This is a genomic window from Arthrobacter sp. FX8 (assembly GCF_026723805.1).
GTDB lineage: Bacteria > Actinomycetota > Actinomycetes > Actinomycetales > Micrococcaceae > Arthrobacter.
This window is the reverse complement of the sequence record NZ_CP113505.1, coordinates 1,772,999-1,795,906: the sequence shown is the minus strand read 5'-3', so window position 1 is coordinate 1,795,906 and position 22,908 is coordinate 1,772,999. Positions and strand designations below refer to the sequence as shown.

The 22,908-nt window shown below is 67.1% G+C and carries 20 protein-coding genes, 2 tRNA genes and 3 pseudogenes; 20 read left to right on the top strand and 5 right to left on the bottom strand.

Annotated features, from left to right (window positions below; all coding sequences use genetic code 11):
• The first annotated feature begins 1 nt into the window (after position 1).
• The 5 genes from rsfS to mctP all read left to right on the top strand — a co-directional run bounded on the left by rsfS (position 2) and on the right by mctP (position 3,185).
• Positions 2-403, top strand: a complete 402-nt coding sequence (gene rsfS, locus OUO20_RS08200; protein WP_268003232.1) for a ribosome silencing factor — start codon at positions 2-4, stop codon at positions 401-403.
• A gap of 132 nt (positions 404-535) precedes the next feature.
• Positions 536-608, top strand: a tRNA-Ala gene (locus tag OUO20_RS08195).
• Positions 609-816: 208 nt separating this feature from the next.
• Positions 817-889: transfer RNA gene (locus OUO20_RS08190), tRNA-Ala, on the top strand.
• A 374-nt stretch (positions 890-1,263) separates the two neighbouring features.
• A complete protein-coding gene (locus OUO20_RS08185) occupies positions 1,264-1,485 on the top strand; it encodes a DUF3311 domain-containing protein (protein ID WP_268003231.1) in 222 nt (73 codons plus the stop codon).
• The gene (mctP, locus tag OUO20_RS08180) at positions 1,482-3,185 is read left to right on the top strand and encodes a monocarboxylate uptake permease MctP (RefSeq protein ID WP_268003230.1); all 1,704 of its coding nucleotides are present in this window, start codon (positions 1,482-1,484) and stop codon (positions 3,183-3,185) included. Before OUO20_RS08185 ends, mctP begins: the two co-directional genes overlap by 4 nt.
• A gap of 71 nt (positions 3,186-3,256) precedes the next feature.
• Here mctP and OUO20_RS21680 read toward each other — a convergent pair.
• A pseudogene (locus OUO20_RS21680) lies at positions 3,257-4,596 on the bottom strand (class I SAM-dependent methyltransferase).
• 46 nt (positions 4,597-4,642) lie between these two features.
• Here OUO20_RS21680 and OUO20_RS08165 point away from each other — a divergent pair.
• From OUO20_RS08165 to OUO20_RS08140, 6 genes and pseudogenes are all read left to right on the top strand, one after another.
• Positions 4,643-5,725, top strand: coding sequence for an FAD-dependent oxidoreductase (locus tag OUO20_RS08165; RefSeq protein ID WP_268003228.1), 1,083 nt, complete (start codon positions 4,643-4,645; stop codon positions 5,723-5,725).
• A 50-nt stretch (positions 5,726-5,775) separates the two neighbouring features.
• The gene (locus OUO20_RS08160) at positions 5,776-6,918 is read left to right on the top strand and encodes a class I SAM-dependent methyltransferase (protein WP_268003227.1); all 1,143 of its coding nucleotides are present in this window, start codon (positions 5,776-5,778) and stop codon (positions 6,916-6,918) included.
• Between the two features lie 204 nt (positions 6,919-7,122).
• Positions 7,123-8,325, top strand: coding sequence for an ROK family transcriptional regulator (locus tag OUO20_RS08155; RefSeq protein WP_134164661.1), 1,203 nt, complete (start codon positions 7,123-7,125; stop codon positions 8,323-8,325).
• A gap of 8 nt (positions 8,326-8,333) precedes the next feature.
• A pseudogene (locus OUO20_RS08150) lies at positions 8,334-9,685 on the top strand (extracellular solute-binding protein).
• Between the two features lie 2 nt (positions 9,686-9,687).
• Positions 9,688-10,569 carry a carbohydrate ABC transporter permease gene (locus OUO20_RS08145; protein WP_018769448.1) on the top strand — a complete coding sequence of 294 codons (882 nt, stop codon included), beginning with the start codon at positions 9,688-9,690 and terminating at the stop codon, positions 10,567-10,569.
• A 74-nt stretch (positions 10,570-10,643) separates the two neighbouring features.
• The gene (locus OUO20_RS08140; RefSeq protein ID WP_018769447.1) at positions 10,644-11,477 is read left to right on the top strand and encodes a carbohydrate ABC transporter permease; all 834 of its coding nucleotides are present in this window, start codon (positions 10,644-10,646) and stop codon (positions 11,475-11,477) included.
• On the opposite strand, the gene OUO20_RS08135 is transcribed toward OUO20_RS08140, so the two are convergent.
• Positions 11,474-11,707 carry a hypothetical protein gene (locus OUO20_RS08135; protein ID WP_018769446.1) on the bottom strand — a complete coding sequence of 78 codons (234 nt, stop codon included), beginning with the start codon at positions 11,705-11,707 and terminating at the stop codon, positions 11,474-11,476. The two genes, OUO20_RS08140 and OUO20_RS08135, sit on opposite strands and share 4 nt — an antisense overlap.
• A gap of 108 nt (positions 11,708-11,815) precedes the next feature.
• Here OUO20_RS08135 and OUO20_RS08130 point away from each other — a divergent pair, with 108 nt between their 5' ends.
• The 9 genes and pseudogenes from OUO20_RS08130 to metE all read left to right on the top strand — a co-directional run bounded on the left by OUO20_RS08130 (position 11,816) and on the right by metE (position 20,626).
• Positions 11,816-12,823, top strand: a complete 1,008-nt coding sequence (locus tag OUO20_RS08130) for an AAA family ATPase (protein ID WP_268003226.1) — start codon at positions 11,816-11,818, stop codon at positions 12,821-12,823.
• A gap of 6 nt (positions 12,824-12,829) precedes the next feature.
• Complete coding sequence (locus OUO20_RS08125) at positions 12,830-13,732, top strand: DUF58 domain-containing protein (RefSeq protein WP_268003225.1); 903 nt, start codon at positions 12,830-12,832, stop codon at positions 13,730-13,732.
• The gene (locus OUO20_RS08120; RefSeq protein WP_268003224.1) at positions 13,722-14,201 is read left to right on the top strand and encodes a hypothetical protein; all 480 of its coding nucleotides are present in this window, start codon (positions 13,722-13,724) and stop codon (positions 14,199-14,201) included. The genes OUO20_RS08125 and OUO20_RS08120 overlap by 11 nt, the downstream gene beginning before the upstream one ends.
• Positions 14,192-14,509 carry a hypothetical protein gene (locus tag OUO20_RS21475; protein WP_326498080.1) on the top strand — a complete coding sequence of 106 codons (318 nt, stop codon included), beginning with the start codon at positions 14,192-14,194 and terminating at the stop codon, positions 14,507-14,509. Before OUO20_RS08120 ends, OUO20_RS21475 begins: the two co-directional genes overlap by 10 nt.
• Positions 14,479-14,613 (top strand): annotated as a pseudogene (locus tag OUO20_RS21675) (vWA domain-containing protein); the annotation flags it as partial. The gene OUO20_RS21475 and the pseudogene OUO20_RS21675, both read left to right, overlap by 31 nt.
• 548 nt (positions 14,614-15,161) lie before the next feature.
• Positions 15,162-16,169: a vWA domain-containing protein gene (locus OUO20_RS08110; protein ID WP_268003222.1), complete on the top strand. Its 1,008-nt coding sequence runs from the start codon at positions 15,162-15,164 to the stop codon at positions 16,167-16,169.
• Positions 16,166-16,882: a hypothetical protein gene (locus OUO20_RS08105; protein ID WP_326498079.1), complete on the top strand. Its 717-nt coding sequence runs from the start codon at positions 16,166-16,168 to the stop codon at positions 16,880-16,882. The genes OUO20_RS08110 and OUO20_RS08105 overlap by 4 nt, the downstream gene beginning before the upstream one ends.
• Before the next feature lie 331 nt (positions 16,883-17,213).
• A complete protein-coding gene (locus tag OUO20_RS08100) occupies positions 17,214-18,179 on the top strand; it encodes a methylenetetrahydrofolate reductase (protein WP_018769440.1) in 966 nt (321 codons plus the stop codon).
• 107 nt (positions 18,180-18,286) lie between these two features.
• Positions 18,287-20,626, top strand: a complete 2,340-nt coding sequence (gene metE / locus OUO20_RS08095) for a 5-methyltetrahydropteroyltriglutamate--homocysteine S-methyltransferase (RefSeq protein WP_268003221.1) — start codon at positions 18,287-18,289, stop codon at positions 20,624-20,626.
• Positions 20,627-20,653: 27 nt separating this feature from the next.
• Here metE and OUO20_RS08090 read toward each other — a convergent pair whose 3' ends face one another.
• Genes OUO20_RS08090 through OUO20_RS08080 form a run of 3 tightly spaced genes read right to left on the bottom strand, consistent with a single transcriptional unit; the run spans position 20,654 to position 22,888 of the window.
• Positions 20,654-21,370: a hypothetical protein gene (locus OUO20_RS08090; RefSeq protein ID WP_268003220.1), complete on the bottom strand. Its 717-nt coding sequence runs from the start codon at positions 21,368-21,370 to the stop codon at positions 20,654-20,656.
• 48 nt (positions 21,371-21,418) lie between these two features.
• Positions 21,419-21,925 (bottom strand): DUF2004 domain-containing protein, encoded by a 507-nt coding sequence (locus OUO20_RS08085; RefSeq protein WP_018769437.1) that lies wholly within the window; start codon positions 21,923-21,925, stop codon positions 21,419-21,421.
• Between the two features lie 45 nt (positions 21,926-21,970).
• Positions 21,971-22,888 (bottom strand): LysR family transcriptional regulator, encoded by a 918-nt coding sequence (locus OUO20_RS08080; RefSeq protein ID WP_026265795.1) that lies wholly within the window; start codon positions 22,886-22,888, stop codon positions 21,971-21,973.
• Positions 22,889-22,908: the final 20 nt, after the last annotated feature.

Below are 22,908 nucleotides of genomic sequence, written 5' to 3'. Positions count from 1 at the left end.
CGTGACTGCAACAGAATCGTCCATTGCAATAGCCCGTACGGCCGCCAAGGCTGCCGCCGACAAGATTGCGCAGGACATCGTCGCCATGGACGTGAGTGAACGCCTGGCCCTGGCCGACGTCTTCCTCATCGCCTCGGCACCCAGCGAACGCCAGGTCAACGCCATCGTTGACGGCATCGAGGAAGAACTTGCCAAACAGGACCTGCGGCCGGTGCGCCGCGAGGGCCGTTCCGGCGGCCGGTGGGTCCTGCTGGACTACGCCGACGTCGTCATCCACGTCCAGCATGAGGAGGACCGGGTGTTCTACGCACTGGAGCGGCTCTGGAAGGATTGCCCCGTGGTGGACCTGCAGCTCGGGGACGACGTATCCGCCAAAGCCGGCGCAATAGCCGACAGCGAGTAGGCCGCGCCCGCGCCGTGAACGGGTGCGGAGAGTGAATATTCCCGATTTGGAATTTTCGGAATTGCTGTTCTAAGATATTTGAGTTGCTTCGGGGGAGACCCCGGAGATAGCTCCTTGGAGCAGCAACGATCCGGGGCTGTGGCGCAGCTGGTAGCGCACCTGCATGGCATGCAGGGGGTCAGGGGTTCGAGTCCCCTCAGCTCCACCGGCGGGTCCGCCGGAACCATCCTGGTTCCGGCGGACTTTTCGTTTCCAGCCGTTCCCGCGCAGCTTACGAGGGCTGAATGCCTGCAGGACTGCGCGGCGGAGGAGCGCGGTTCCGGGGCCGTTGACCGCCGATTGGCGTCCAGCGGAAAAGTGCATTACTCTGGTCAGGTTGCTCCGGCGAATTCGACCGGAAGGAACAAGAGTAAGGGGCTGTGGCGCAGCTGGTAGCGCACCTGCATGGCATGCAGGGGGTCAGGGGTTCGAGTCCCCTCAGCTCCACCGATACACGGAAAAGGGAACCATCACATTTGTGCTGGTTCCCTTTTTCGTCGTTGTTGGGGGCCTGGTCCTTTTCTCTCCGGATGGGGACCTGCAGCCGGTGGAAAAACCCTTCCCGCGCAGGTCAAAGCGGGGTACAACTGAGGTTGAGGGCACATCGTCCCGCCGCCCGGCCGCTTTCACCCAAGAGCGGGGACGCGGGACAGGCTGACGAGGAGGTCACAGATGTCCCACGCAGATGGTTCCGGCTACAACGGCGATGCTGTTCCAGAGGAATCGCGCCTGACACGCGATACCGCGATCCGGGGCCTGCGAGGCCCGCTCCATACATCGGTGCCGGCATCATCCTGGCCGCCGCAATCCTCTTCCCCCTCATGCCGCAGCTCTACTCCTTCGATGCGCCCAGGCTGGCCGGGCTGCCGTTCTTTTACTGGTACCAGCTGCTCTGGGTGCCCATTTCGGCCATCCTGACCGGCACGGCCTATTGGCTGGTAACCAAGGAAGACCGACGACGGCGGGCTGAGGCACGTCCAGGCGGCCCGCCACGGGCAGGCACAGCCTCCGCCGATGCCGGGTTGGGAGGGGACCGGCCATGAACGGGCGCGAGATCAACTGGATTGCCTTGATCATTGTTGTGCTGCTGTTCGTCGTTGTTGCCGTCATGGGCTTCCTGGCCGCCAAATGGCGCCGCAGCGGAGAGGTGGAAGGACTGCACAGCCTGGACGAGTGGGGCCTGGGCGGCCGCGGATTCGGCACCTGGATCACTTGGTTCCTGCTGGGCGGGGACCTCTACACCGCCTACACCTTCGTGGCAGTGCCCGCAGCGATGTGGGCCACGGGCGCCGTCAGCGGCTTCTTTGCCGTGCCCTACACCATCGTCCTCTATCCGATCATCTTCATCATCATGAGCCGTTTGTGGTCGGTGTCCCACCGCCATGGCTACGTCACCTCAGCGGACTTCGTGGGCGGCCGCTACGGCAGCCGCTGGCTTTCGCTGGCCGTCGCCGTCACGGGCATCGTGGCCACCATGCCCTACATCGCGCTGCAGCTGGTAGGCATCAAGGCCGTCCTCACGGTCCTTGGCCTGGGCAGCTCAGGCAATGTGCTCCTGACCGACCTGCCGCTGATCCTGGCCTTCGTGGTCCTGGCCGCGTACACCTACACATCGGGACTCCGCGCGCCGGCGATGATTGCCGTCGTCAAGGACCTCCTGATCTACCTTGCGGTGATCGTGGCCGTCATCTACCTGCCCATCAAGTTCGGCGGCTGGGACACCATCTTCAGTTCGGCACAGGCCAAACTGGGCACGGTGAACCAGGCCACCGGAAAGCCCGCAGGGGTCTTCATTCCGGGTGCTGCCAACTACTCCGCCTACTGGTCACTGGCACTGGGTTCGGCCATGGCGCTCTTCATGTATCCCCACTCCGTGACGGCGGTGCTGGCATCCAAGGCCCGCAATACCATCCGCCGCAACGCCGCCATCCTGCCCCTGTACTCGCTGATGCTTGGTTTCCTGGCCCTGCTGGGTTTCGTGGCCATCAAGGCGGGCACCAAGCCCATCGACCTGGACGGATCGGTCAATCCGCAGTTGGTGGTACCGCAGCTGTTCCTTGACCATTTCCCGGCCTGGTTTGCGGGGGTGGCCCTGGCTGCCATCGCCATCGGGGCGCTTGTCCCCGCGGCGATCATGTCCATTGCGGCGGCAAACATGTTCACCCGAAACATCTACCGCGACTTCATCCGGCCTGACGTCGATGCCAGGACAGAGGCGAAGGTTTCCAAGATCGTCTCGCTGGTGGTGAAGGTGGGCGCGCTGGTCTTCGTGATCGCCATGGACCAGTCCGCGGCCATCAACATGCAGCTGCTGGGCGGCATTTGGATCCTGCAGACCTTCCCGGCCGTGGTGGCCGGCCTGTACACCCGGTGGTTCGACCGCTGGGCGCTGCTTGTCGGCTGGGCGGTGGGCATCATCTTCGGAACAATCTCCGCATACAACGTGGTCAATCCGGCGACCAAGGCCCATTTTGGCGGCTCTTTGGCCCCCATCCCCGGGACGGACTTCACCGTTTACATCGCGGTGTCCGCGTTCGCGCTGAACCTGATTGTCGCCGCCGTCCTGACCCTGGTGCTGCGGGCCCTGAAGGTCCGCACGGGGAGGACCTCACCCGGCCCACGGATTACGCCGCCGACGAGACAGACCCGAAGGTGGTCCAGATCGAGAAAATCCAGCCTTTCACCCGGCCAGGCGGACCTCCGCCGGTGGCCTGAAGGAAGCCCGGGTCCTCCCCGGGATTAGGCCGCCCTCCTGCCGGGTTACGTCCCGGCAGGAGGGCGCTGTACGTGGAGTGTTGGCGGGAGTAAAACGGCTCACATCCAGGCGGTGCGCCGCAGCGGCGGTTCCTCTCCACCCGGGCGGCGCACCAGCACCTGGTTGACTCCGGTCAGCCCGGTTTCGAAGCCAATGGCGCTGCTGGCCATGTAGAGCCGCCACACCCGGGCGCGTCCCGCACCGGCCAGCTTCACCGCCTCGTCCCAGTTTTCCTCAAGCCGGCTTACCCATGCCCGGAGCGTGAGCGCGTAGTGCCGGCGGAGGGCCTCCACGTCGAGGACTTCGAACCGCGCCGTTTCCAGGGCGGCCACCATTTCGCCGAGGCTGATCATCTCCCCGTCGGGGAACACGTACCGGGGAATGAATGAGTCCGGGTCCGGGCTGGTGGGGCCGGCGTTCCAGGAGATGGCGTGGTTCAGCAGCCGCCCGCCGGGCCGGAGCAACCCGTAGAGGGCTGAGGCGTAGGCGGGGGTCTGGGCGCGCCCGACGTGTTCGGACATGCCGATGGAACTGATGGCGTCGAATGGCCCGTCGCTGACATCCCGGTAATCCTGGACCCGGATGTCCACTTTGTCCGTCAGGCCGGCGTCCGCTGCACGCTTGCGGGCCAGGGCGGCCTGTTCCCTGGAGAGCGTCACGCCCACTACGCTGACGCCGTACCTGGACGCAGCGTGGAGGGCGAAGCTGCCCCAGCCGCAGCCCACATCCAGCACCCGCATCCCCGGTTGAAGCCCCAGCTTGCGGCAGACCAGGTCCAGCTTGGCCTCCTGAGCGGCGTCCAGCCCCGCGTCAGGGCCACCCCCGGGGGCTTCGGCGCCGCCGGGGTGGCCCATACCGCGCAGGAATAGACCAGCGACGGTCCCAGCACCAGGGCGTAGAAGTCGTTGCCGACGTCGTAATGATGCGAGATGGCGGCCGAATCCCGGCGGCGGGAATGCATCCTGCCCTTTTTGGCAATGCGCGCCTCCTCCGGTGGCGGGGCAGGGTTGGGCCCGATGGCGCCGAGCCGGACCGCGGTGCGCAACAGCCGCCAGAGCTCGCCTGCGGTCAGCGGGCGGAACGGCCCGGGCTCGGCGAACTTGCCGGCCGAGCTCAATGCCGTGAACGCCGCGAAGATGTCCCCCGGGGTGTCGATTTCACCTGCCACGTAGGCGCGGCTCAGCCCCAGCTGTCCCGGCGACCACAGAATGCGGCGCAGGGCCTTTCGGGACCTGAACTCCAGGACGGGTGCGTCCACGGGTCCCGCTTCCGAGCCGTCCCACGCGCGCAGGCGCAACGGGATCTGCCCGGTCCCCAGCACCACCCCCAGGGCCTTCTCCAGCCGGGCAGCGTGCCCGGTGCTTCCGTTTCCTGTCCGTTCGGCTGCTCCAGTTTCCATGCGCCTACCCTAAGGCCGCGTTGGCTTCCGCGACTATCATGGGCAGGTGAGTCCTGACCCAACCGACGTGGTGGTCATCGGGGCGGGCCAAGCCGGCCTCTCGGCTGCCTACCACCTGCAGCGCCGGGGAATTGATTATGCCGTGCTGGACGCCGAGGAAGGGCCGGGCGGTGCATGGCGGCACCGCTGGAGGAGCCTGCGCATGGCCACGGTCAACGGAATCAGCGATCTGCCGGGCATCGCCAAACCGGAGATGGATCCGGCGGAACCGAGCTCGGAATTCCTGACCCGGTACTTCGGAAGCTACGAGGCTGAGCTGGGTCTGTCCGTTCTCCGGCCCGTCAAGGTACGGGCCGTCAGGCGCGAAGATGATGACCCGGCTGGGCACTTGCGGGTCGAAACCACACGCGGGGACTGGACGGCCAGGGCCATCATCAACGCCACCGGTACGTGGACCCGCCCGTTCTGGCCCATTTACCCGGGCCAGTCCTCGTTCCGCGGCAGGCAACTGCACGTCGCCGAATACGTCTCCGCGGAGGAGTTCCGCGGCAAACATGTGGTGGTGGTGGGTGGCGGCATTTCCGCCGTCGGGCTGCTGGAAGAAATTTCCCGCGTCACCACCACCAGCTGGTTCACCCGAAGGGAACCGGTGTGGCGCGACGCGCCGTTCGATGCCACAGCGGGCCACGAGGCCGTGGCGCTCGTGGAGGACCGTGTCCGCCAGGGACTTCCGCCGCAAAGCGTCGTGTCCGTGACGGGCCTCATCTGGACACCAGCACTCCGCGCGGCCAGGGGAAGGGGCGCCCTCGACCGGGAGCCGATGTTCACGTCCATCGAACCGGACGGCGTCCGCCGCGCCGACGGAAGCCTCCGCAAGGCCGACGTCATCCTGTGGGCCACCGGCTTCAGGGCGGAACTGGAACACCTCGCCCCGCTTCACCTGCGCGGGCCCGGCGGCGGAATCGCCATGGACGGAACCCGGGTGGCGGCCGAGCCGCGCGTCCACCTGGTAGGTTACGGGCCGTCGTCGTCCACCATTGGTGCCAACCGTGCGGGCCGCGCGGCAGTGACCGGGATCCTGAAGCTGCCTGGAATGGCGACGGCGGCGAAAACGGTAACGTGGGGGTGATGCCCCGGGACGCGGGGCGAACGAAGGCAACAGAAGGCGGCAGGACACCGGTGGCAGCAAACACCCTGGCGGACATTTTCAACGTCCTGCGCCGGCGGCCCGATGTCGAAGCCCCCAACCTGCAGGCCTGGGATGCCACGGACCGGCTGCTGCTGGAGACTGCAGTGCAGCTGGGGCGGGCCGGCGGTACCGTGGCGGTGATCAATGACCGCTACGGGGCCCTGACGCTCGGCGCCTCGGCAGTGCTTGCCCCGGCGGCGCTGCGCGTGCACCAGGACCTGATCACAGGGGAAAGGGCACTGCGGCTCAACGCGGCCGAACTGGGGGACGGGCCCGGGGCGGAGTTTGTCCAGCTGCCCCTGGGGCACCAGCTGCTGGCGGGAGCAGACACCATCCTCCTGCAGCTCCCCAAGACCCTCGCGGAACTGGAAGAAATCGCTGCCGCCGTGGCCCTGCATGCCGCACCGGACGTCCGGCTGCTGGCAGGAGGCCGGGTGAAGCACATGTCGCTGGGCATGAACGCCGTCCTTGAACGGTACTTCGTTTCGGTGCAGCCGCAGCTCGCACGGCAAAAGTCCCGGGTCCTCCTTGCCGCGGGCCCCAAACCCTCCACCGCGGCGCCCCGCTTCCCGGTGGTGGAGCACCTTGCCGGCGTGGACCTGGACGTGGCAGCCCACGGCGCAGTCTTTGCCGGCCCCAGGCTGGACATCGGCACGCGTTTCCTCCTGGCATTCCTGCCCCGGATGAAACCGGCACGGCACGCCGTCGACCTCGGCTGCGGCACCGGAATCCTTGCCGCGATGTACGCGCGGCAGTTCCCGGCAGCCGCCGTGACAGCCACGGACCAGTCCGCGGCCGCAGTGCAGTCCGCCCTTGCCACCGCCCGCGCAAACGGCCTGGCAGACCGCATCAGCGTTCTGCAGGACGATGCGCTGAGCACCTTCCCGGACGCCGCCGTGGACACCGTGCTGCTCAACCCACCCTTCCACGTCGGTGCGGGCGTCCACGCCGGTGCCGGCCTCAAGATGATCCAGGCAGCCGGGCGGGTGCTGGCTCCCGGCGGCGAGCTGTGGACGGTCTTCAACCGGCACCTCGCCTACCTGCCGGCGTTGGAACGGTACGTGGGGCCCACCGTGGTGGAGGGGCGGAACCCCAAGTTCACCGTCACCCGAAGCACCCGCCGCCCCCTCTGACTGGAACGCGCCCGGCCACCGGGAGTCCACCGCCGGGAACCGCGGATCCTGCCGCGCCGCGCCGCCGCCCGCGCATATGGGCGGGGGACCACCCTTAACGTACGATTCAAAGCATCACCATCACGAGGTAGCCGAAGACGTTTAGGGGACACAGTGTCTGAGATCCGCCAATCCTCTCCGAGACGCGGAACCAACTTGCCCAGGATGGGGGATTTCAACCTCACCGTCATCCTTGACGCAATCCGCAGGACGTCCGGTGGCCTGAGCCGCGTTGAACTGGCCCAGATCGTGGGCCTGTCCCCGCAGACCATTTCGAACATCTCGCGCCGCCTGCTGGACCAGAACCTGATTGTCGAGGCCGGCAAGGAGGGTACCGGCCCGGGCAAGCCGCGCACCATCCTCCGCCTCAATCCCGGCGGCATGTACGCCCTTGGTGTCCACCTGGACCCCGCAGTCACCACGTTCGTGGTGCTGGACCTGGTGGGATCTGTTGTCCGGCACTCGCGGATCAAAACCCCTGGCGGAAACGATCCCTCCGCCGTGATCAGCACCATCGCTGCGGAAATCGACCAGCTCGTCGCCGATTCCGGCGTGGACCGCAGCCGCATCGCCGGCCTGGGCGTGGCTGCGCCCGGCCCCATCGACCTGGACAACGGCACGGTCGTGGATCCACCACTGCTGCCCGGCTGGGACAGGGTGGAGCTGCGCGAAGCGCTGGCCGGGGCCACCGGTTACTCGGTACTCGTTGACAAGGACGTCACCAGCGCCGCCGTGGCGGAGACATGGGCAGGCGGGCCCAGCGGCGCCGGCAGCTTCGTCTTCATGTATATGGGCACAGGCATCGGCTGCGGCATCGTCCTGAACGACGAAGTGGTCCGCGGCACGTCCGGCAACGCCGGGGAGATAGGACACATCATCGTCGATCCCGACGGCCCACCCTGCGACTGCGGCCTGCGCGGCTGCGTGAAATCCTCCTGCATCCCGCAGGTCCTGGTGGCGGAGGCGGAAGCAGCGGGCATCCTGGACGGATCCCGCGCGGGTAACAGCGGCGCCGAAGTCCAGCAAAGCTTCGCCCGGCTGTGCGCACTCGCCGACGGCGGGGACGAACGCGCCGCTGCCATCCTGGACAAATCCGCCGTCCTGGTGGCCCGGGCGGTCTCCGTTGTCACCAACACCCTCGACGTGGAACGCGTCGTTTTCGGCGGCCCCTTCTGGAGCGGACTGGCGGAGCGCTACCTGGAGCTGATTCCGCCACTCCTGGATGCCAACAGCGACGTCAGGCTGATCCACCCCATCGAGGTTGTTGGCACGGGCGTCGGGGAGGACGTGGGAGCCATCGGCGCCGCCTCGCTGGTCCTGGAACATACCCTCGCGCCCCGGGCCCAACGGCTCCTGCTGGAAAGCTGAGGAACAGCATGCTTCGCCGGACATCGAAAACCGTCTCCCTGCTGGCCGCCGTGGTCCTTGCCCTTGCGGCCTGCACTCCCGGAAACCCAGCCGAGGGAAACAAGACCATCAAGGTGGCCTACCAGAAAACGGATTCGTTCAAGACCCTGGACACCATGTTCCAGGATGCGAAAAAGAGTTCGAAGCCGCACACCAGGGCGTCACCATCGAACTGCAGCCCATCCAGGCGAACGACGACGACTACGGCACAAAGCTGGCCCTGGCCCTTCGCTCGCCTGCCACTGCTCCGGACGTCTTCTACGAAGACACCTTCAAGGTCCGCTCCGACGTGGACGCCGGGTACCTCCTGAAGCTGGACAGCCGGCTGGCCGGATGGGGTGACTGGGACAAGTTCAGCGACGGCGCCAAGGAGGCCGGGAAAGCGGACGACGGCGGCACGTACGCGGTGCCGCTGGGCACCGACACCAGGGCCATCTGGTACAACAAAAAGGTCTTTGCGGCCGCCGGCATTGGGTTGCCGTGGCGCCCGTCCAGCTGGCAGGACATCCTGGACACCGCAAGGAAGATCAAGGCATCCAACCCGGACGTCATCCCCTTCAACATGTATGCCGGCAAGGGCACAGGTGAAGGGACCGTGATGCAGGGCTTCTATGAGCTCCTCTATGGAACCGGGGCAAGCCTCTATGACACGGATTCGAAAAAGTGGGTCGTTGGGTCTGCCGGCTTCAAGGACTCGCTGACCTTCCTCAAGACCCTTTACGGCGAGAACCTCGCAGTGGCCCCGGCCGAGGCGCTGGACCCGAACATCTGGAAGAAGGTGTTCGGTGAATGGTTCCCGAAAGCAAAGCTCGGGGCAACCGTGGAAGGCTCCTACGCGCCGTCGTTCTGGCAGGCCGGCGGAAGCTACGCGTGGCCGGGCTACGAACAGGACATGGGCGTGGCCCCGTTCCCGACGCAGAACGGCGGCGCCCCCGGCGCGGTCAGCATGTCCGGCGGGTGGACCCTTGCCGTCGGGGCGGAAACCAAGCAGCCCGACCTTGCCTTCAACTTCCTCACCACGGCACTCAATGCCAAGAACTCGCTGGCCTTCACGGTGGCCAGCTCACAGATCGCCGTCCGGACCGACGTGGCCGCCGACCCCGCCTACCAGTCCGCCAACCCGTTCGTGAAGGACGTGTCCGGCCTGGTGGCCGTCACCAAATTCCGGCCTGCCACCTCCGACTATCCGCGGATTTCCGCTGCCGTCCAGGAAGCCACCGAGGCCGTGATCACCGGCAGCAGGAGCCCTGAACAGGCAGCGGCCGACTATGACACAGCCGTGGCCGGCATCGTGGGCGGCGACAAGACCGTCCGGAAGTAGCGTTGGCGGCCCACCACCGGACACGGCAGCTGCTCCGCTACCTGCCCGTCCTGCCTGCCGTCCTGCTGCTGCTCGTCTTCCTGGCCGGCCCGGTACTGTGGGCCTTCCACGCCTCGCTCACCAACGCCGGACTGACCGGCCGCAACGCAAGGAACCCCCAATGGGTGGGGCTGGAGAACTACCAGCGGCTGCTGGAGGACCCCGTCTTCCCGCTCTCGCTGGCGCTGACGGTCCTGTTTGTCGCAGGCTCGGCAGTCCTGGGCCAGAATGTGCTGGGACTGGCCCTCGCCGTCCTCATGCGCCGCGCACGTCCGATCGTCTCGGCAACTGTTGGCACCGCCGTCGTTGCCGCCTGGGTCCTGCCGGAAATCGTGGCCGCGTTCGCCGCCTATGCCTTCTTCAGCCGCGACGGCACGCTTAACCAATTGCTGGGCCGCTTCGGTGCGGGGGAAACCGACTGGCTCTACACCGTGCCCATGGCCGCCGTGATCCTGGCAAACGTGTGGCGCGGGACCGCCTTTTCCATGCTGGTGTACCGGGCAGCGCTCAACGGCGTCCCGGCAGAGCTGACCGAGGCCGCGCACATGGACGGGGCCGGTGCCTGGCAGCGGCTGGCGTTCATCACGCTGCCGGTGATCCGCGGCAGCATCGCCACCAACCTGATGCTGGTTACCCTGCAGACCCTGGCTGTCTTCACCCTGATTTGGGTCATGACTGCGGGCGGACCGGCCAACGGCAGCACCACGCTGCCTGTCCTGGCCTACCAGGAAGCCTTCAAATTCGGTGACATCGGCTACGGCACCGCCGTAGCGTCCGTCCTCATCCTGATCGGCGCCGTCTTTGGCGCAGCCTATCTCCGCCTCCTCAGTGAGCAGAAGCCGTGACTGCACCGAAATGGGCGGGACGGCGGCTCCCGCAGCAACAGCCCGGCCAGCCCAGCCCCAGCCGTCCACGCCGAGTGCAGCCCAGGCGCGGCCGTACCCGGGGCAACGCGTGGGCGGACGCGGTCCTGGTGCTGATTGGCGCCTGCTTCCTGCTGCCGTTGTTGTGGCTGGTGTTCGGTTCCGTGGATCCGGCCGCCGGACACGGCACCAGGGTTCCGCAGCAGCCCGGCCTGGACAATTTTGCTGCCGTCCTGACCCCCGAACTGCTGTTTCGTCCGCTGTGGAACAGCCTGCTGCTGTCCGCGGGGACCGGAACGGTTACCCTGGCGGCGGCCGTGCTTGCGGCGTACCCGCTCTCCCGCTACCAGTCCAGGTTCAACAAGCCGTTCCTGTACGGCATCCTGTTTGGCACCTGCCTTCCCGTTACCGCCATCATGGTGCCGGTCTACGGACTGTTCGTGCAGCTGCACCTGCTGGATTCCCTGCCCGCCACGGTGCTTTTCCTGGCCGCCACCAGCCTGCCGATGGCGATCTGGATGACCAGGAACTTCATGGACGCCGTGCCTCTGGCCCTGGAGGAGGCGGCCTGGGTGGACGGCGCCTCCAGGCTGGCCGCCCTGCGATCGATCGTGCTTCCGCTCATGCGCCCGGGCCTGGGGGTGGTGTTCATCTTTGTGTTCATCCAGGCTTGGGGGAACTTCTTTGTTCCGTTCGTACTCCTGCTGTCCGAGGGCCGGCAGCCGGCGGCAGTGTCGATCTTCAGCTTCTTCGGCCAGCACGGGGCAGTGGCCTACGGCCAGCTGGCCGCATTCTCGATCCTCTATTCGGTCCCGGTCCTGGCCCTCTACGTCTTCGTGGCACGCGGATCCGGCAACTCGCTGGCCCTTGCGGGCGCAGTCAGGGGTTAGTCGATGTCCTCAAAGACCACGCCGAACGGCAGGGTGTCGTCGAGGTGGGCCTGGTGCCCGGTGGAGCCCGGGTTGTACACCACCCGGACACCGTGCAGCTTTTCCGCCGCAGACTGCATCAGGACAGGCCGGACCGTATCGATGAACATCTGGCTCTTGTCGGCGAGGTATTCCTTGTAGGTGGCTGGAAGCTCGATCATGGCAAAAGGATAGACCTGCAGACCCCGCATGGGGAGGGGTGCCCATTGCCGGGTTCCGGGCGCCGGGCTTGGATAGGATGGCGGGCGGGACACGGCCTTCCGGACCGCGCGCCCATCACCGTCTTCAGGGGAGATCCAGTGCTTTCGACCAGCGTGCCCGCAAGAATCCAGCCTGCGGAGCTGGCCAGGGCGCAGCGGGTGGCCGCCGGCGTCGCACGCAGTTTCGATGCCAAGGTGGTGGGCCAGTCCCGGCTGCGGGAATCGCTGCTGGTGGGCCTGCTGACCGGCGGCCACATCCTGCTTGAGAGCGTACCGGGACTGGCCAAAACCACTGCGGCCCAAACGCTGGCCGAAGCCGTCAGCGCCGAATTCCGCCGGATCCAGTGCACCCCGGACCTGCTGCCCAGCGACATTGTGGGAACCCAGATCTACGACGCCGCCAAGGGAACGTTCCGCACCCAGCTGGGGCCGGTCCACGCCAACATCGTCCTGCTCGATGAAATCAACCGGTCCAGCGCCAAAACCCAAAGCGCCATGCTGGAGGCGATGCAGGAACGCCAGACGTCCATCGGCGGCCAGGACTACCGCCTCCCGTCGCCGTTCCTGGTCCTGGCAACGCAGAACCCCATCGAGCACGAGGGTACATACCAGCTGCCCGAGGCCCAGATGGACCGCTTCATGCTCAAGGACGTCCTGGACTACCCCAGTCCTGCGGAAGAGGCGCAGATCATCGCCCGGATCGACGCCGGCGTCTTCACGCGGGAACAGAAACCGGCGGCGGCCGCTTCCCTTGATGCCATCCTGGAGATCCAGGAACTGACCAGGCGCATCTACATTGACCCGGCGGTGATCAACTACATTGTGGGCCTGGTGTACGTGACACGGAACGCGGCCCAGTACATTGACGCCCGGCTCGCCGGGTTCATCGAGTTCGGCGCCAGCCCCCGTGCGAGCATCGCCTTCAGCCAGGCCGCCCGCGCCGTGGCACTGCTGAACGGCCGCGACCACGTCATTCCCGAGGACGTCAAGGCGCTGGCCCATCGGGTGCTGCGGCACCGCCTGATCCTGAACTTTGACGCGGTGGCCCAACAGGTTCCGGTGGAATCGGTAATCGACGCGGTCGTCGCCGCTGTCCAGACTCCCTGAACCCCTATGGCCGGCCTCCTCCAGCGGGTGAAATCGAAGATGGCCATCTTCGCCCACCGCAAAGCCCGCGGCATGCTCGACGGCGAATACGGTTCGGTGTTCAAGGGCCGCAGCCTGGACTTCGATGACCTGCGCGGCTATGTGCCCGGGGACGAAGTGCGCGACATTGACTGGAAGGCCACCGCGCGCCACGGCTCACCCCTGATCAGGCGCTACGCCGCCGTCCGCCGGCAGACTGTCCTCCTGGTCACCGATACCGGGCGCAACATGGCGGCGGAGGCCCGGTCAGGGGAGGCGAAGAAGGACATTGCCGTGCTCGCCCTGGGGGTCCTTGGCTACCTGGCCCACCGGCACGGGGACCTGGTGGGGCTCGTCTGCGGTGATTCAACGGCCACGCGTTCCCTGCCCGCAAAGGGCGGCGAGGCCCACCTGGAGCGGCTGCTGGGGCACGTGGACTCCCACACGAGCCTCGACGCGGCGGCCAGCCGGATCCAGGAACAGCTCGAGTACACGGCGCGCACCATCAAGGGACGCCACCTGCTGTTCGTCGTCGCGGACGAGATTGCCGCAGACGATGCCATGGCCCAACTCCTCCGCAGGCTGCGCGCCCAGCATGAGATCCTCTGGCTGACCGTCAGGGACGCAGACCTGGCACCATATCCCCTGACCGGTCAGGTTCCAAGCGCGGAGGTGGACTACTGCAGCGTGGCCGATTCCGCCCTGCTGCCATGGCAGCCTGCTGCGTCCGCCGCGGTGAAGGCCGCTTACACCAGGGCCACCGCAGAGCGCGACGCGGCGCGCAGGGCCATGCTCCGGGCCGCGGGGATTACTGAGGGGGAGGTGGCAGGCAGCGGAGACGTCATCACGGGTCTCTTCGCCCTGCTGGAGAGGCACCGGCGTGCAGGCTGATCCCGGATTCTATGGCCCGCTGCAGTACAGCCCCGCCTGGCTGTGGTGCGGCGCAGCGCTCCTGGCACTGGTTTCCGGGTGGTACGCCTACGTGTTTGCCTCCACCCGCAAGGCGGAACGCTCAGCGCGGCGCAGCTCCAAGCCCGGCAGGTCCGCCCTGACCGACCTGCCGGCCCTCAAAGCCGCCTACCTTCAGCGCATCAACGAGGTGGACGAGGCAGCGGCGGCCGGGCATCTCGAGGCACGCGGAGCGCACCAGCAGCTCAGCCTGCTGCTGCGCGGGTTCGTCCGCGATGCAACCGGAGTGGACGCCACCAGGATGACGCACCACGATTTGGCGCGCCACCCGCTCCCGGCGGCGGCCGACGTCGTCCAAGCTCTGTACCCCGCTGAATTCGGCCCCGGTCCGCTGCCGTCCGTGAGCGTGTCCGCAGCAAAAGCATCGGCGGCGGTGCGCTCGTGGAGCTGATGTTCTGGTGGCTGCTGCCGGTTGCGGCCGCTGCCGCAGGAGCGGCGGTATGGGCTGCCTTGCGCAGCAACCGGTTGTCCAACGGACGACGGCGGCCGGTTGCCCACGCCGACAGGCTGACCGCGCTGCCCGAATACCAGGCAGCCCTTCGCCGGCACCGGCGGTGGCTGGTCCTGGCCGGTGCCGCCTGCGCCGTGCTGCTGGTTTCCACTGCGGTTGCGGCGGCCCGCCCCTTGACGTGTCCACCCTCCGTCCGGAGCAGCACAACCGCGACATCATGCTCTGCCTGGACACCTCCGGATCGATGAGCAGTGCCGACGCGGCAGTGGCGGACGTCTTTGCCGGCCTGGCACGGGAGTTCGACGGTGAACGGATCGGCCTGACCATCTTTGACAGCACCGCCATCCAGGTCTTTCCACTGACCGACGACTACCACTACGCCCAGGAGCAGCTCCACCTCGCGAGGGACGCGTTCGACGGCAAGCAGGGCAGCTCCGGATTCTTCGACGGCACATGGAGCGGCAGGGGTTCGTCACTGATAGGCGACGGCCTGGCATCGTGCATCAACAGCTTTCCCGGCTCCGACGCTGCGGGAAGCAACGCTCCCCGGCGCTCGCGGTCGGTGGTGCTGGCCACGGACAACTTGCTCTCCGGTGAACCGATCATGACCCTGGACCAGGCGGCGCGGCTGGCCAAGGACCGATCGGTGCACGTCCACGCGCTGAACCCGGGGGACCTGGACTATGGCAGCGGGACCGGCCAGCCCGGTGCCCAGCTCCGGGCGGCAGCGGAGTCCACGGGCGGCTCGTATTACGCCCTGGACAGCCCTGCTGCCGTGGCCGGAATAGTCACCGCCGTGGAGAGAACTGAAACGGCGGCCATCCAGGGCGCGCCGCGTGCTGTGTTCTCGGAGGTACCTGGCCTGCCGCTGGCTGCTGGGCTGTTGTCCGCCCTGGCCCTGTGCGCAGTCCTGTGGCGGCTGCAGCGGGGCCGCCGCGGCAGCAGGGGTGGCTGCGGCGGGGCGCCGTGGTGCTGCTGGTCATGGCAGCCGCCCTGCGGCCCGGCCTGCCCGGCGGATCGGTCCAGGCTGCCGCCGCCGACCTCAACGTGTTCTTCGTGGTGGACACCACCACCAGCATGGTGGCCGAGGACTACGGCAACGGCAGCCCGCGGCTGGAAGGCGTCCGGAAGGACATCATGGCCATCGCCGGGCAGTTGCCCGGCGCCCGCTTTTCAGTCATCACGTTCGACACCACCGCCCACGTCCGCATGCCCCTCAGCACGGATACGCTGGCACTCGAGACCATCACGGATGTCCTGGAACCCCAGGTGACTGCGTACGCCAAAGGCAGCAGCATCACCGCGGCGAGGCAGGTGCTCGCAGAGAAATTGGCCGCCGCCAGGGACGGCCATCCGGGCCGGCCCCGGCTGGTGTATTACCTGGGCGACGGCGAACAGACCAGCGGCAGGGAACCCGGGGCAATGACATTCGACGGCGGCCTGGTGGCCGGGGGAGCGGTGCTGGGCTACGGGACGGCGGCGGGCGGCCGGATGAAGGAGAACAGCGGACAGGAGAGCACCGGACAGGAGAACAACGGCCAGGAGAACAAAGGACAGGACAACTCAGGGCAGGAGGACGACGGCGGCACGTATGTCCAGGACAACCGCGCCGGCACCAGCGGAGACGCACTGTCGGTCATCGACGAGGGGAGGCTGCGGACCATCGCCGGCCAGCTCGGCGTGCCCTACGTCCACCGCGCCGCCGGCGATCCCGTGGGGGACATGATGCAACAGGCACGCCCCGGCAGGGTGGAACGTGCGGATGGAGACGGCCCGACGGCGGCCGCAGCCGAGCTGTACTGGATCTTCGCCGCCGGCGCCTTCCTGCTGGCCCTGCCGGAGGCGGTGGGCATCGTCCGGCAGCTGCGCGGGTTGCCCCGCATGCGCCGCAGCGGAGGGGACCGGTGACTGCCAGGGCCCGCAGGAAACGCCTGCTCCTCTGGTCGGCGGTGCCCGTAATGCTGCTGCTGTGCGTCGCCGCCAAACTCCTGAGCCTCAATGTTCTTGCGGACCGTGCCGCGACCGGTTTTGCGGCAGGGAATGCGCCCGCCGTGGATGCCGCAGCAGAGGGCCTTGGCCTGGCCAACCTGGTGGAACCGCACAAGGCGCCGTTCGCTGCCGGTGACGCCGCGGTGCTGGCAGGAGACTATGGGCAGGCGAAGGCCCTGTTCGAACAGGCGCTGGGACTGGTCCCGGACGGAGCCGGCGATGAATGCCTGGTCCTGGTGAACCTTGTCCTGGTGACCGAACGCCTGGGCGACCAGCGGCTCCAGGCCGGGGACCCGTCGTCGGCCGTTCCGCTTTTCAACGAAGCACTGGCAACCGCCGGGCAGGCACCGGAAGGCTGCCTGTCCCCGGACGCGGCAGCAGGAGCGGACAGGAGGTTGGCCGAAGCGCGGGAACGGCTGGAAGGAAAGCTTGGCGCCGCCGGACGGCCGGAGGACCCGGAGGATGCGCCGGGAAAGGAATCCCCGCAGGACGGGTCAGCGGCTGCACAGCAAAGCCAGCTGGACCGGCTCCAGGAGAATTCGCGGCAGGCCCAGCGGGAGCGGAACAGCGGGCGCGAACGGGAAGAATACCTGGACAACGGCACTGGCACGGCGCCGGACCGCCCTTGGTAGGAACCCCGCCAGGCGAAGAAAATTCTGCCGCCGCAGGAAACAGCCCGTAAAAGTGCGTCTTAATTCGGCCCCGACTTGTCCCGGCCCCGCCCGGCCCCATAGAGTCATAGACAAGTTACCGCGGTAACGTGTCAGCGATCCTCCGTTCCGGAGGGTGTGGGTGCCCCCATGTGGGCCTGACATTTGCTCACGGACTACTTCATTCAAGGCGTAACAGTCGCGGCTGCGTCCTCGTGGAGTCCCTCCGTGTTCCCCAAACTCAAATTCATTGCCGGTTTCCTGTCCTGTTTCGTGGCAGGGAACCCCCAATGGCCCAAAGCCAAGGACGCAAATGTCACCACCAAGCCTGATTGACGCACATCCCAACCTCTCCGACACCGCTCCGGTGGCGCTTTCCTATGAGCTGTTCCCGCCGCGCTCTCCCGCGGCAGCGGAGACGCTCTGGACCACCATCCGCGAGTTGGAAGCCACTGAACCGGACTACGTGTCCGTCACGTACGGCGCCAGCGGATCCAACCGGGACACCGCCGTCGAACTCATCAACCGGCTCCTGCTGGAAACCACGCTGCGGCCGCTGGCCCACCTCACCTGCGTGGGCAACACGCCGCAGGAACTTGCCGCGATCGTCGGCGAACTGCTGGACACCGGGGTTCGGGGCATCCTCGCCCTCCGCGGAGACCTTCCCAAGGACGCCAGCGCCCCGGCCACGGGTTCGCTCCGGTACGCCCAGGACCTGATCGAACTCATCCGCCGCGTGGAGCAGCGCCGGTCGGCCCTGCTGTGCGCAGGAAAGATCGCAGTGGGCGTGGCGGCATACCCAACCCGGCATCCGGAGTCGCCCAGCGAGGAGCACGACGTCGAGGTGCTGCTTGCCAAGCAGCGGTCCGGCGCGGATTTCGCCATCACCCAGGTGTTCTTCGAGACCAGGCAGTACGCCGACCTCCTCACCCGGGCCCGCCGTGCCGGGGTGACCATCCCGATCATCCCGGGCGTCATGCCGCTGACCAGCCTCCGCCGGTTGAACCGGCTGGGCCAGCTGACGGGCGTGGAACCCGCCCCGGAACTGATGGCCCGCCTGGCCGCAGCGGACTCCGACCTCGAACGCCTCCACATTGGTGTCGACGCCACCGTTGACCTGGCCAACGCCGCCCTTGATGCGGGTGCACCCGGCATCCACATCTACACCTTCAACGAGCACCAGAGTGCCTTGGAAGTGCTGGACAAGCTGGCCCTGCCGCGGCGCAGCCGTCCCGGCACCCGCCGCGAATCGATCGCCCGCAGCCAGCTCGCCAGCTGACCGGCGCCCACCTCACCAGCTTTCCTTCACCCACGCAGCGTTCGTACACGCCGCGTTCATCCGTGCTGCGTTCATCCGCGCACGCCCTCGACATCAGGAGTAACCCCATGACTGAACAGAACACCGCCCGCACGCCGTTTCCGGCAGCTTCACTCCTCGGCTACCCGCGGATCGGCCGCCGCCGCGAACTGAAGAAGGCCGTTGAGGCCTACTGGGCCGGCAGGATCGACGCCGGCGCCCTGGACGCCGCCGCCAAGGACATCCAGCTCAGCATCGCCAAACGCCTGCAGGAACTGGGCCTCACCGAAGCCGCAGCGGTCCCGGGCACGTTCTCCTACTACGACCAGGTCCTGGACACCACCGCGCACCTTGGCGCGGTACCGGCCCGGTTCGGCAAGCTCCTCAACGCCGGGGGCCAGCTGGACATCGACGGCTACTTCACGCTGGCCCGCGGCAACAAGGAACAGCAGCCGCTGGAGATGACCAAGTGGTTCGACACCAACTACCACTACCTGGTTCCGGAGATCGGCCCGGAGACCAAGTTCACCCTTGCGTCCACCGCCAAGGTTGACGAGTTCGCCTTCGCGCTGGCCAACGGCATCGAGACCCGCCCCTACATCGTGGGCCCGGTCACCTACCTGCTGCTGTCCAAAGCTTCCGACGACGCCCCCGCCGGCTTCGCGCCGCTGTCCCGCCTCGAAGACATCCTGCCCGTCTACGTGCAGCTGCTCGAAAAGCTCGCCGAAGCAGGCGCCGGCTGGATCCAGCTCGACGAGCCCGCACTCGTGGTTGACCAGGACACCCCGGCCGTCGAAATCGAAGCAGCCGTGGCCCGCGCCTACGAGGTCCTCACCGCTGCGGCCAACCGCCCGCAGATCCTCGTCTCCACCCCATACGGTTCCCTCGACGGACAGCTTGGGACCCTCGCCGCCACCAATATCGACGCCCTGCATATCGATGTCTTCAAGGGCGCCGTCCCCTCCGCAGCGGCACTCGCCGCGCTGGGCAACAAAACCCTGGTTGCCGGCGTCGTGGACGGCCACAACATCTGGCGCAACGACCTCGCCGCTTCGGCTGCCAAGCTGGATGAACTGACGGCAGCTGCCGGCAGGGTCACCGTTTCCACGTCCACCTCCACCCAGCACGTTCCCCATGACGTCGAGGAGGAGACACAGCTCTCCCAGCAGCTCCGCAGCTGGCTGGCGTTCTCGGACCAGAAGGCCGTGGAGGTCAAAACCCTCGCGTCCTACCTGGCCGACCCCGCTTCCGCCAAGGCCGCCATTGACCAGGCAACCGCCGTGATCGCTTCCCGCGCCTCCGCAGAGGGCGTTCGCCGCGCTGACGTCCGGGCCCGCACCGAGGCACTGACCGCAGCCGACTTCACCCGCTCCGACTATGCGGTCCGTGAAGCGGCGCAGGAGGAAGCACTGCACCTGCCGCCCCTGCCCACCACCACCATCGGCTCCTTCCCCCAGACCTCGGACATCAGGTCGGCGCGCGCCCGGAACAACAAGGGTGAGCTCACCGACGACCAGTACGCGCAGCTGATGAAGGACGAAATCAAGCGTGTGGTGGAGCTGCAGGAAGAGCTCGGCTACGACGTCCTGGTGCACGGCGAACCGGAGCGCAACGACATGGTCCAGTACTTCGCCGAGAACCTCGAGGGCTTCGACGTCACCGTCCACGGCTGGGTGCAGTCCTACGGTTCACGCTGTACGCGTCCGTCCATCCTCTGGGGCGACGTCACCCGCAGCGCTCCCATCACCGTTGAGTGGGCCAAGTACGCCCAGTCCCTGACCAGCAAGCCGATGAAGGGCATGCTCACCGGCCCCGTCACCATCCTGGCCTGGTCCTTCGTCCGCGACGACCAGCCCCTCGGCGAGACCGCCAACCAGGTTGGCCTGGCACTGCGCGACGAAATCGCCGACCTGGAAGCTGCCGGCATCAAGGTCATCCAGGTGGACGAGCCCGCCCTGCGCGAACTGCTCCCGCTGCGCAAGGCGGACCAGGCGGATTACTTGAAGTGGTCTGTTGACTCCTTCCGCCTGGCCACCGCCGGCGCCGTCGACTCCACGCAGATCCACACCCACCTCTGCTACTCCGAGTTCGGCGTGATCATCGACGCGATCGACGGGCTGGACGCGGACGTCACCTCCATCGAGGCTGCGCGCTCCAGGATGGAGGTTGTCCACGACCTCGAGTCGCACGGCTTCGGCCGCGGTGTGGGCCCGGGCGTCTACGACATCCACTCGCCGCGTGTTCCGGGCGAGCAGGAAGTCACCGAGCTGCTGGCCACCGCCGTCAAGCACGTTCCGTCCCGCCAGCTGTGGGTCAACCCGGACTGCGGCCTGAAGACCCGGGGCTACGCCGAGACCGAAGAGTCCCTGCGCAACCTGGTCAAGGCCACGCAGACGGTCCGGGCCGGCCTGCTGGAGGCGGCCAAGTAAGACGGGAAACGACGCAACCGCGGCCGGTCACCCCAGGTGGCCGGCCGCCGTCGTCTGCGTCATCCGCCACCCGCTGACGGCCAGCCACACGGCCGCCACAACAATGGCCACAATGCCCACAAGCGTGGGCAACGAATTGGCTGCCGAAAATCCGGATTCCCCGATGATCCACCCCTGCGCCACATACGCCAGCCCGGACAGCGCCATGAGGTAGCCAACAATCCGGGAGGTGTGGCGGGCTGCGGCCACAGCAACACCAACCAGTACCAAGGCGGCACCCAGCAGGATGCTCTGGTAGCTGCGCATTCCCCATTCCAGCCAGCGGATGCCTTCAGCCGTGGCAAAACGGGGCGGCTTTTCCGGGTCCGGGGCAGCAGCCCACGCGTCCACCGCCTGTTTCAGGGCCACGCCGTCAACTGCCTGCAGGGCCGCGTAGAGCACAACTGCAGCAGCGGCGGACAGAGCACCAAACCGTGCGGCCCAGGCCAACGGGCGGCGCTGGACGCCGAGCGCGGTGCCCAACGTAACAAGTCCGGCCCCCACCAGCGCCATTCCCACGAACTGGCCCAGGTGCACGGCGGTCCAGATTCCGCTGTTCGCATAGGCGGTGAAGGACGCCACATGGTCGTTGGCGTCGTGGGACTCGGCATGCAGGATGCCGGCGAGAATCGAAACAAGCACGCCGGCGAGGAGCAGCGACGAAGCCAGCCGCCAGATGCCACGCCTGTCATCAACCACATCCACGGCCGCCCACCCTCCTTGGTGCCCGGGCGCTGTCGACCGGTCGACGGCCTAGGACTCCCAGACGATCTCGTCGTCCACCACGCCGTCCTGGTCGGCGGACGCCACCAGGACCTCGTCCGTGAAGTGCTCGCCCAGGGTGAAATCCAGGACAAAGTAGCGCTCGGGCTGGCCGGGGTAAATGCCCACATGGCCAAGTTTGAGGGCCTTGAGGAAGACCTCGTTGGTGAGCTGGCTGCGGTCCTGGACACCGAACACCTTGTGCAGGTGCTCGTCCTTGAGGGCGTTGCAGTGGAAGTGCAGATACTCCTGCGGACTGGTGCCCTCCTGCTCAAGTTCCTCAGCGATCATCTCGCGGACCTCGTCCACCAGTTCCGGCAGGAAGCGCAGCCGGTACTCGACTTTGCGGAGCGCGGCTTCATCGAAGTTGTCGTGGGCGTTGATGTTCAGGTCGAGTTCCAGCGGGTGGCCACGCAGCTCATGTTTGGCGGCAAAGAGATGGTCCATGCCGTGGTTGAGCTCGATCTCCCCAAAGTGCTGGCTCGCTACCTTGTTCATATTCTCAACATAGACCCGAAGGGCAGACCATTCCAGCGTTCTGCCCTAATTCACTGCCGTGCGCATCCCGGCAAGGGTTTCGGCCAGGAGGTCAACGAAAAGCTGCACCCGTGCCGTCTTCCGGTCATTGATCAGCAGCGCAAACACGTTCCGGGCCAGCCGGATCTCCGGGACGTCCAGCACCACAACGCCTGCCGGCTTGTTCCGGAGCGCGAGTTCCGGAACCAAAGCGGCTCCCAGCCCTGCGGCGGCCATCTCCAGGCTGGCATGGAAATCGTCGCTGTGCGCCACCACCCTGGGGTGCAGGTTGCAGCCGGCAAACAGACGCTCGATCACCATGGCGTCACTGGTGCCGGGATGGTGCATGATCCACGGCATCTCCGAGAGGTGGTCGGCCGCGACCTTCGCGTCGGCCCGGAAACCCCAGCCGGCAGGCAGCACCACCCGGAAATCGTCGTCGCCAATCCATTGCCTGTTGATGGTGTTGGGCCAGGCGAAGCCGGTCTGGCCCACCTGGAACACCACGGCCAGGTCCAGGTCGCCGCCGGTACGCAGCCCCTGGATGGTTTGGCCGGGTTCAGCCACGGACACCCGCAGGTCGATCCCAAGTTTCTTCCACGCCGGGTTCTTCAGGATCCGCGGCAGGACATACGTGGCCAGGCTGGGGAAGATCCCCAGTCGCAGTTCCTGGCTTTCCGTGGCCTGGGTCCTGGAGGCGGCGGCCATCAGTGCCTCGATATCCGTGAGCACCTTTGCGGCGTGCCGCGTCATGACGACGGCGGCTTCCGTAGGAATCACGGCGCGCGCCGAACGCTGGAACAGGATGGTGCCCGTTTCCCGCTCCAAAGCCGACATCTGCTGGGACACGGCGGAGGCCGTGTAGCCGAGCGTTGCCGCTGCGGCAGCAAACGATCCCAGCCGCGTGACTTCAAGGAGGGTCTTCAGGTGCACCGGGTTTAACACCAGCCCACAGTACTTCACCC

What these genes read in the sequence shown, in the direction of transcription:
- OUO20_RS08185 (WP_268003231.1), top strand. Translation starts at nt 1,264, where the DNA reads ATGCCGCAGCTCTACTCCTTCGATGCGCCCAGGCTGGCCGGGCTGCCG.
- mctP (WP_268003230.1), top strand. Translation starts at nt 1,482, where the DNA reads ATGAACGGGCGCGAGATCAACTGGATTGCCTTGATCATTGTTGTGCTG.
- OUO20_RS08155 (WP_134164661.1), top strand. Translation starts at nt 7,123, where the DNA reads ATGGGGGATTTCAACCTCACCGTCATCCTTGACGCAATCCGCAGGACG.
- OUO20_RS08135 (WP_018769446.1), bottom strand. Translation starts at nt 11,707, where the DNA reads ATGCGGGGTCTGCAGGTCTATCCTTTTGCCATGATCGAGCTTCCAGCC.
- OUO20_RS08125 (WP_268003225.1), top strand. Translation starts at nt 12,830, where the DNA reads ATGGCCGGCCTCCTCCAGCGGGTGAAATCGAAGATGGCCATCTTCGCC.
- OUO20_RS08100 (WP_018769440.1), top strand. Translation starts at nt 17,214, where the DNA reads ATGTCACCACCAAGCCTGATTGACGCACATCCCAACCTCTCCGACACC.
- metE (WP_268003221.1), top strand. Translation starts at nt 18,287, where the DNA reads ATGACTGAACAGAACACCGCCCGCACGCCGTTTCCGGCAGCTTCACTC.
- OUO20_RS08085 (WP_018769437.1), bottom strand. Translation starts at nt 21,925, where the DNA reads ATGAACAAGGTAGCGAGCCAGCACTTTGGGGAGATCGAGCTCAACCAC.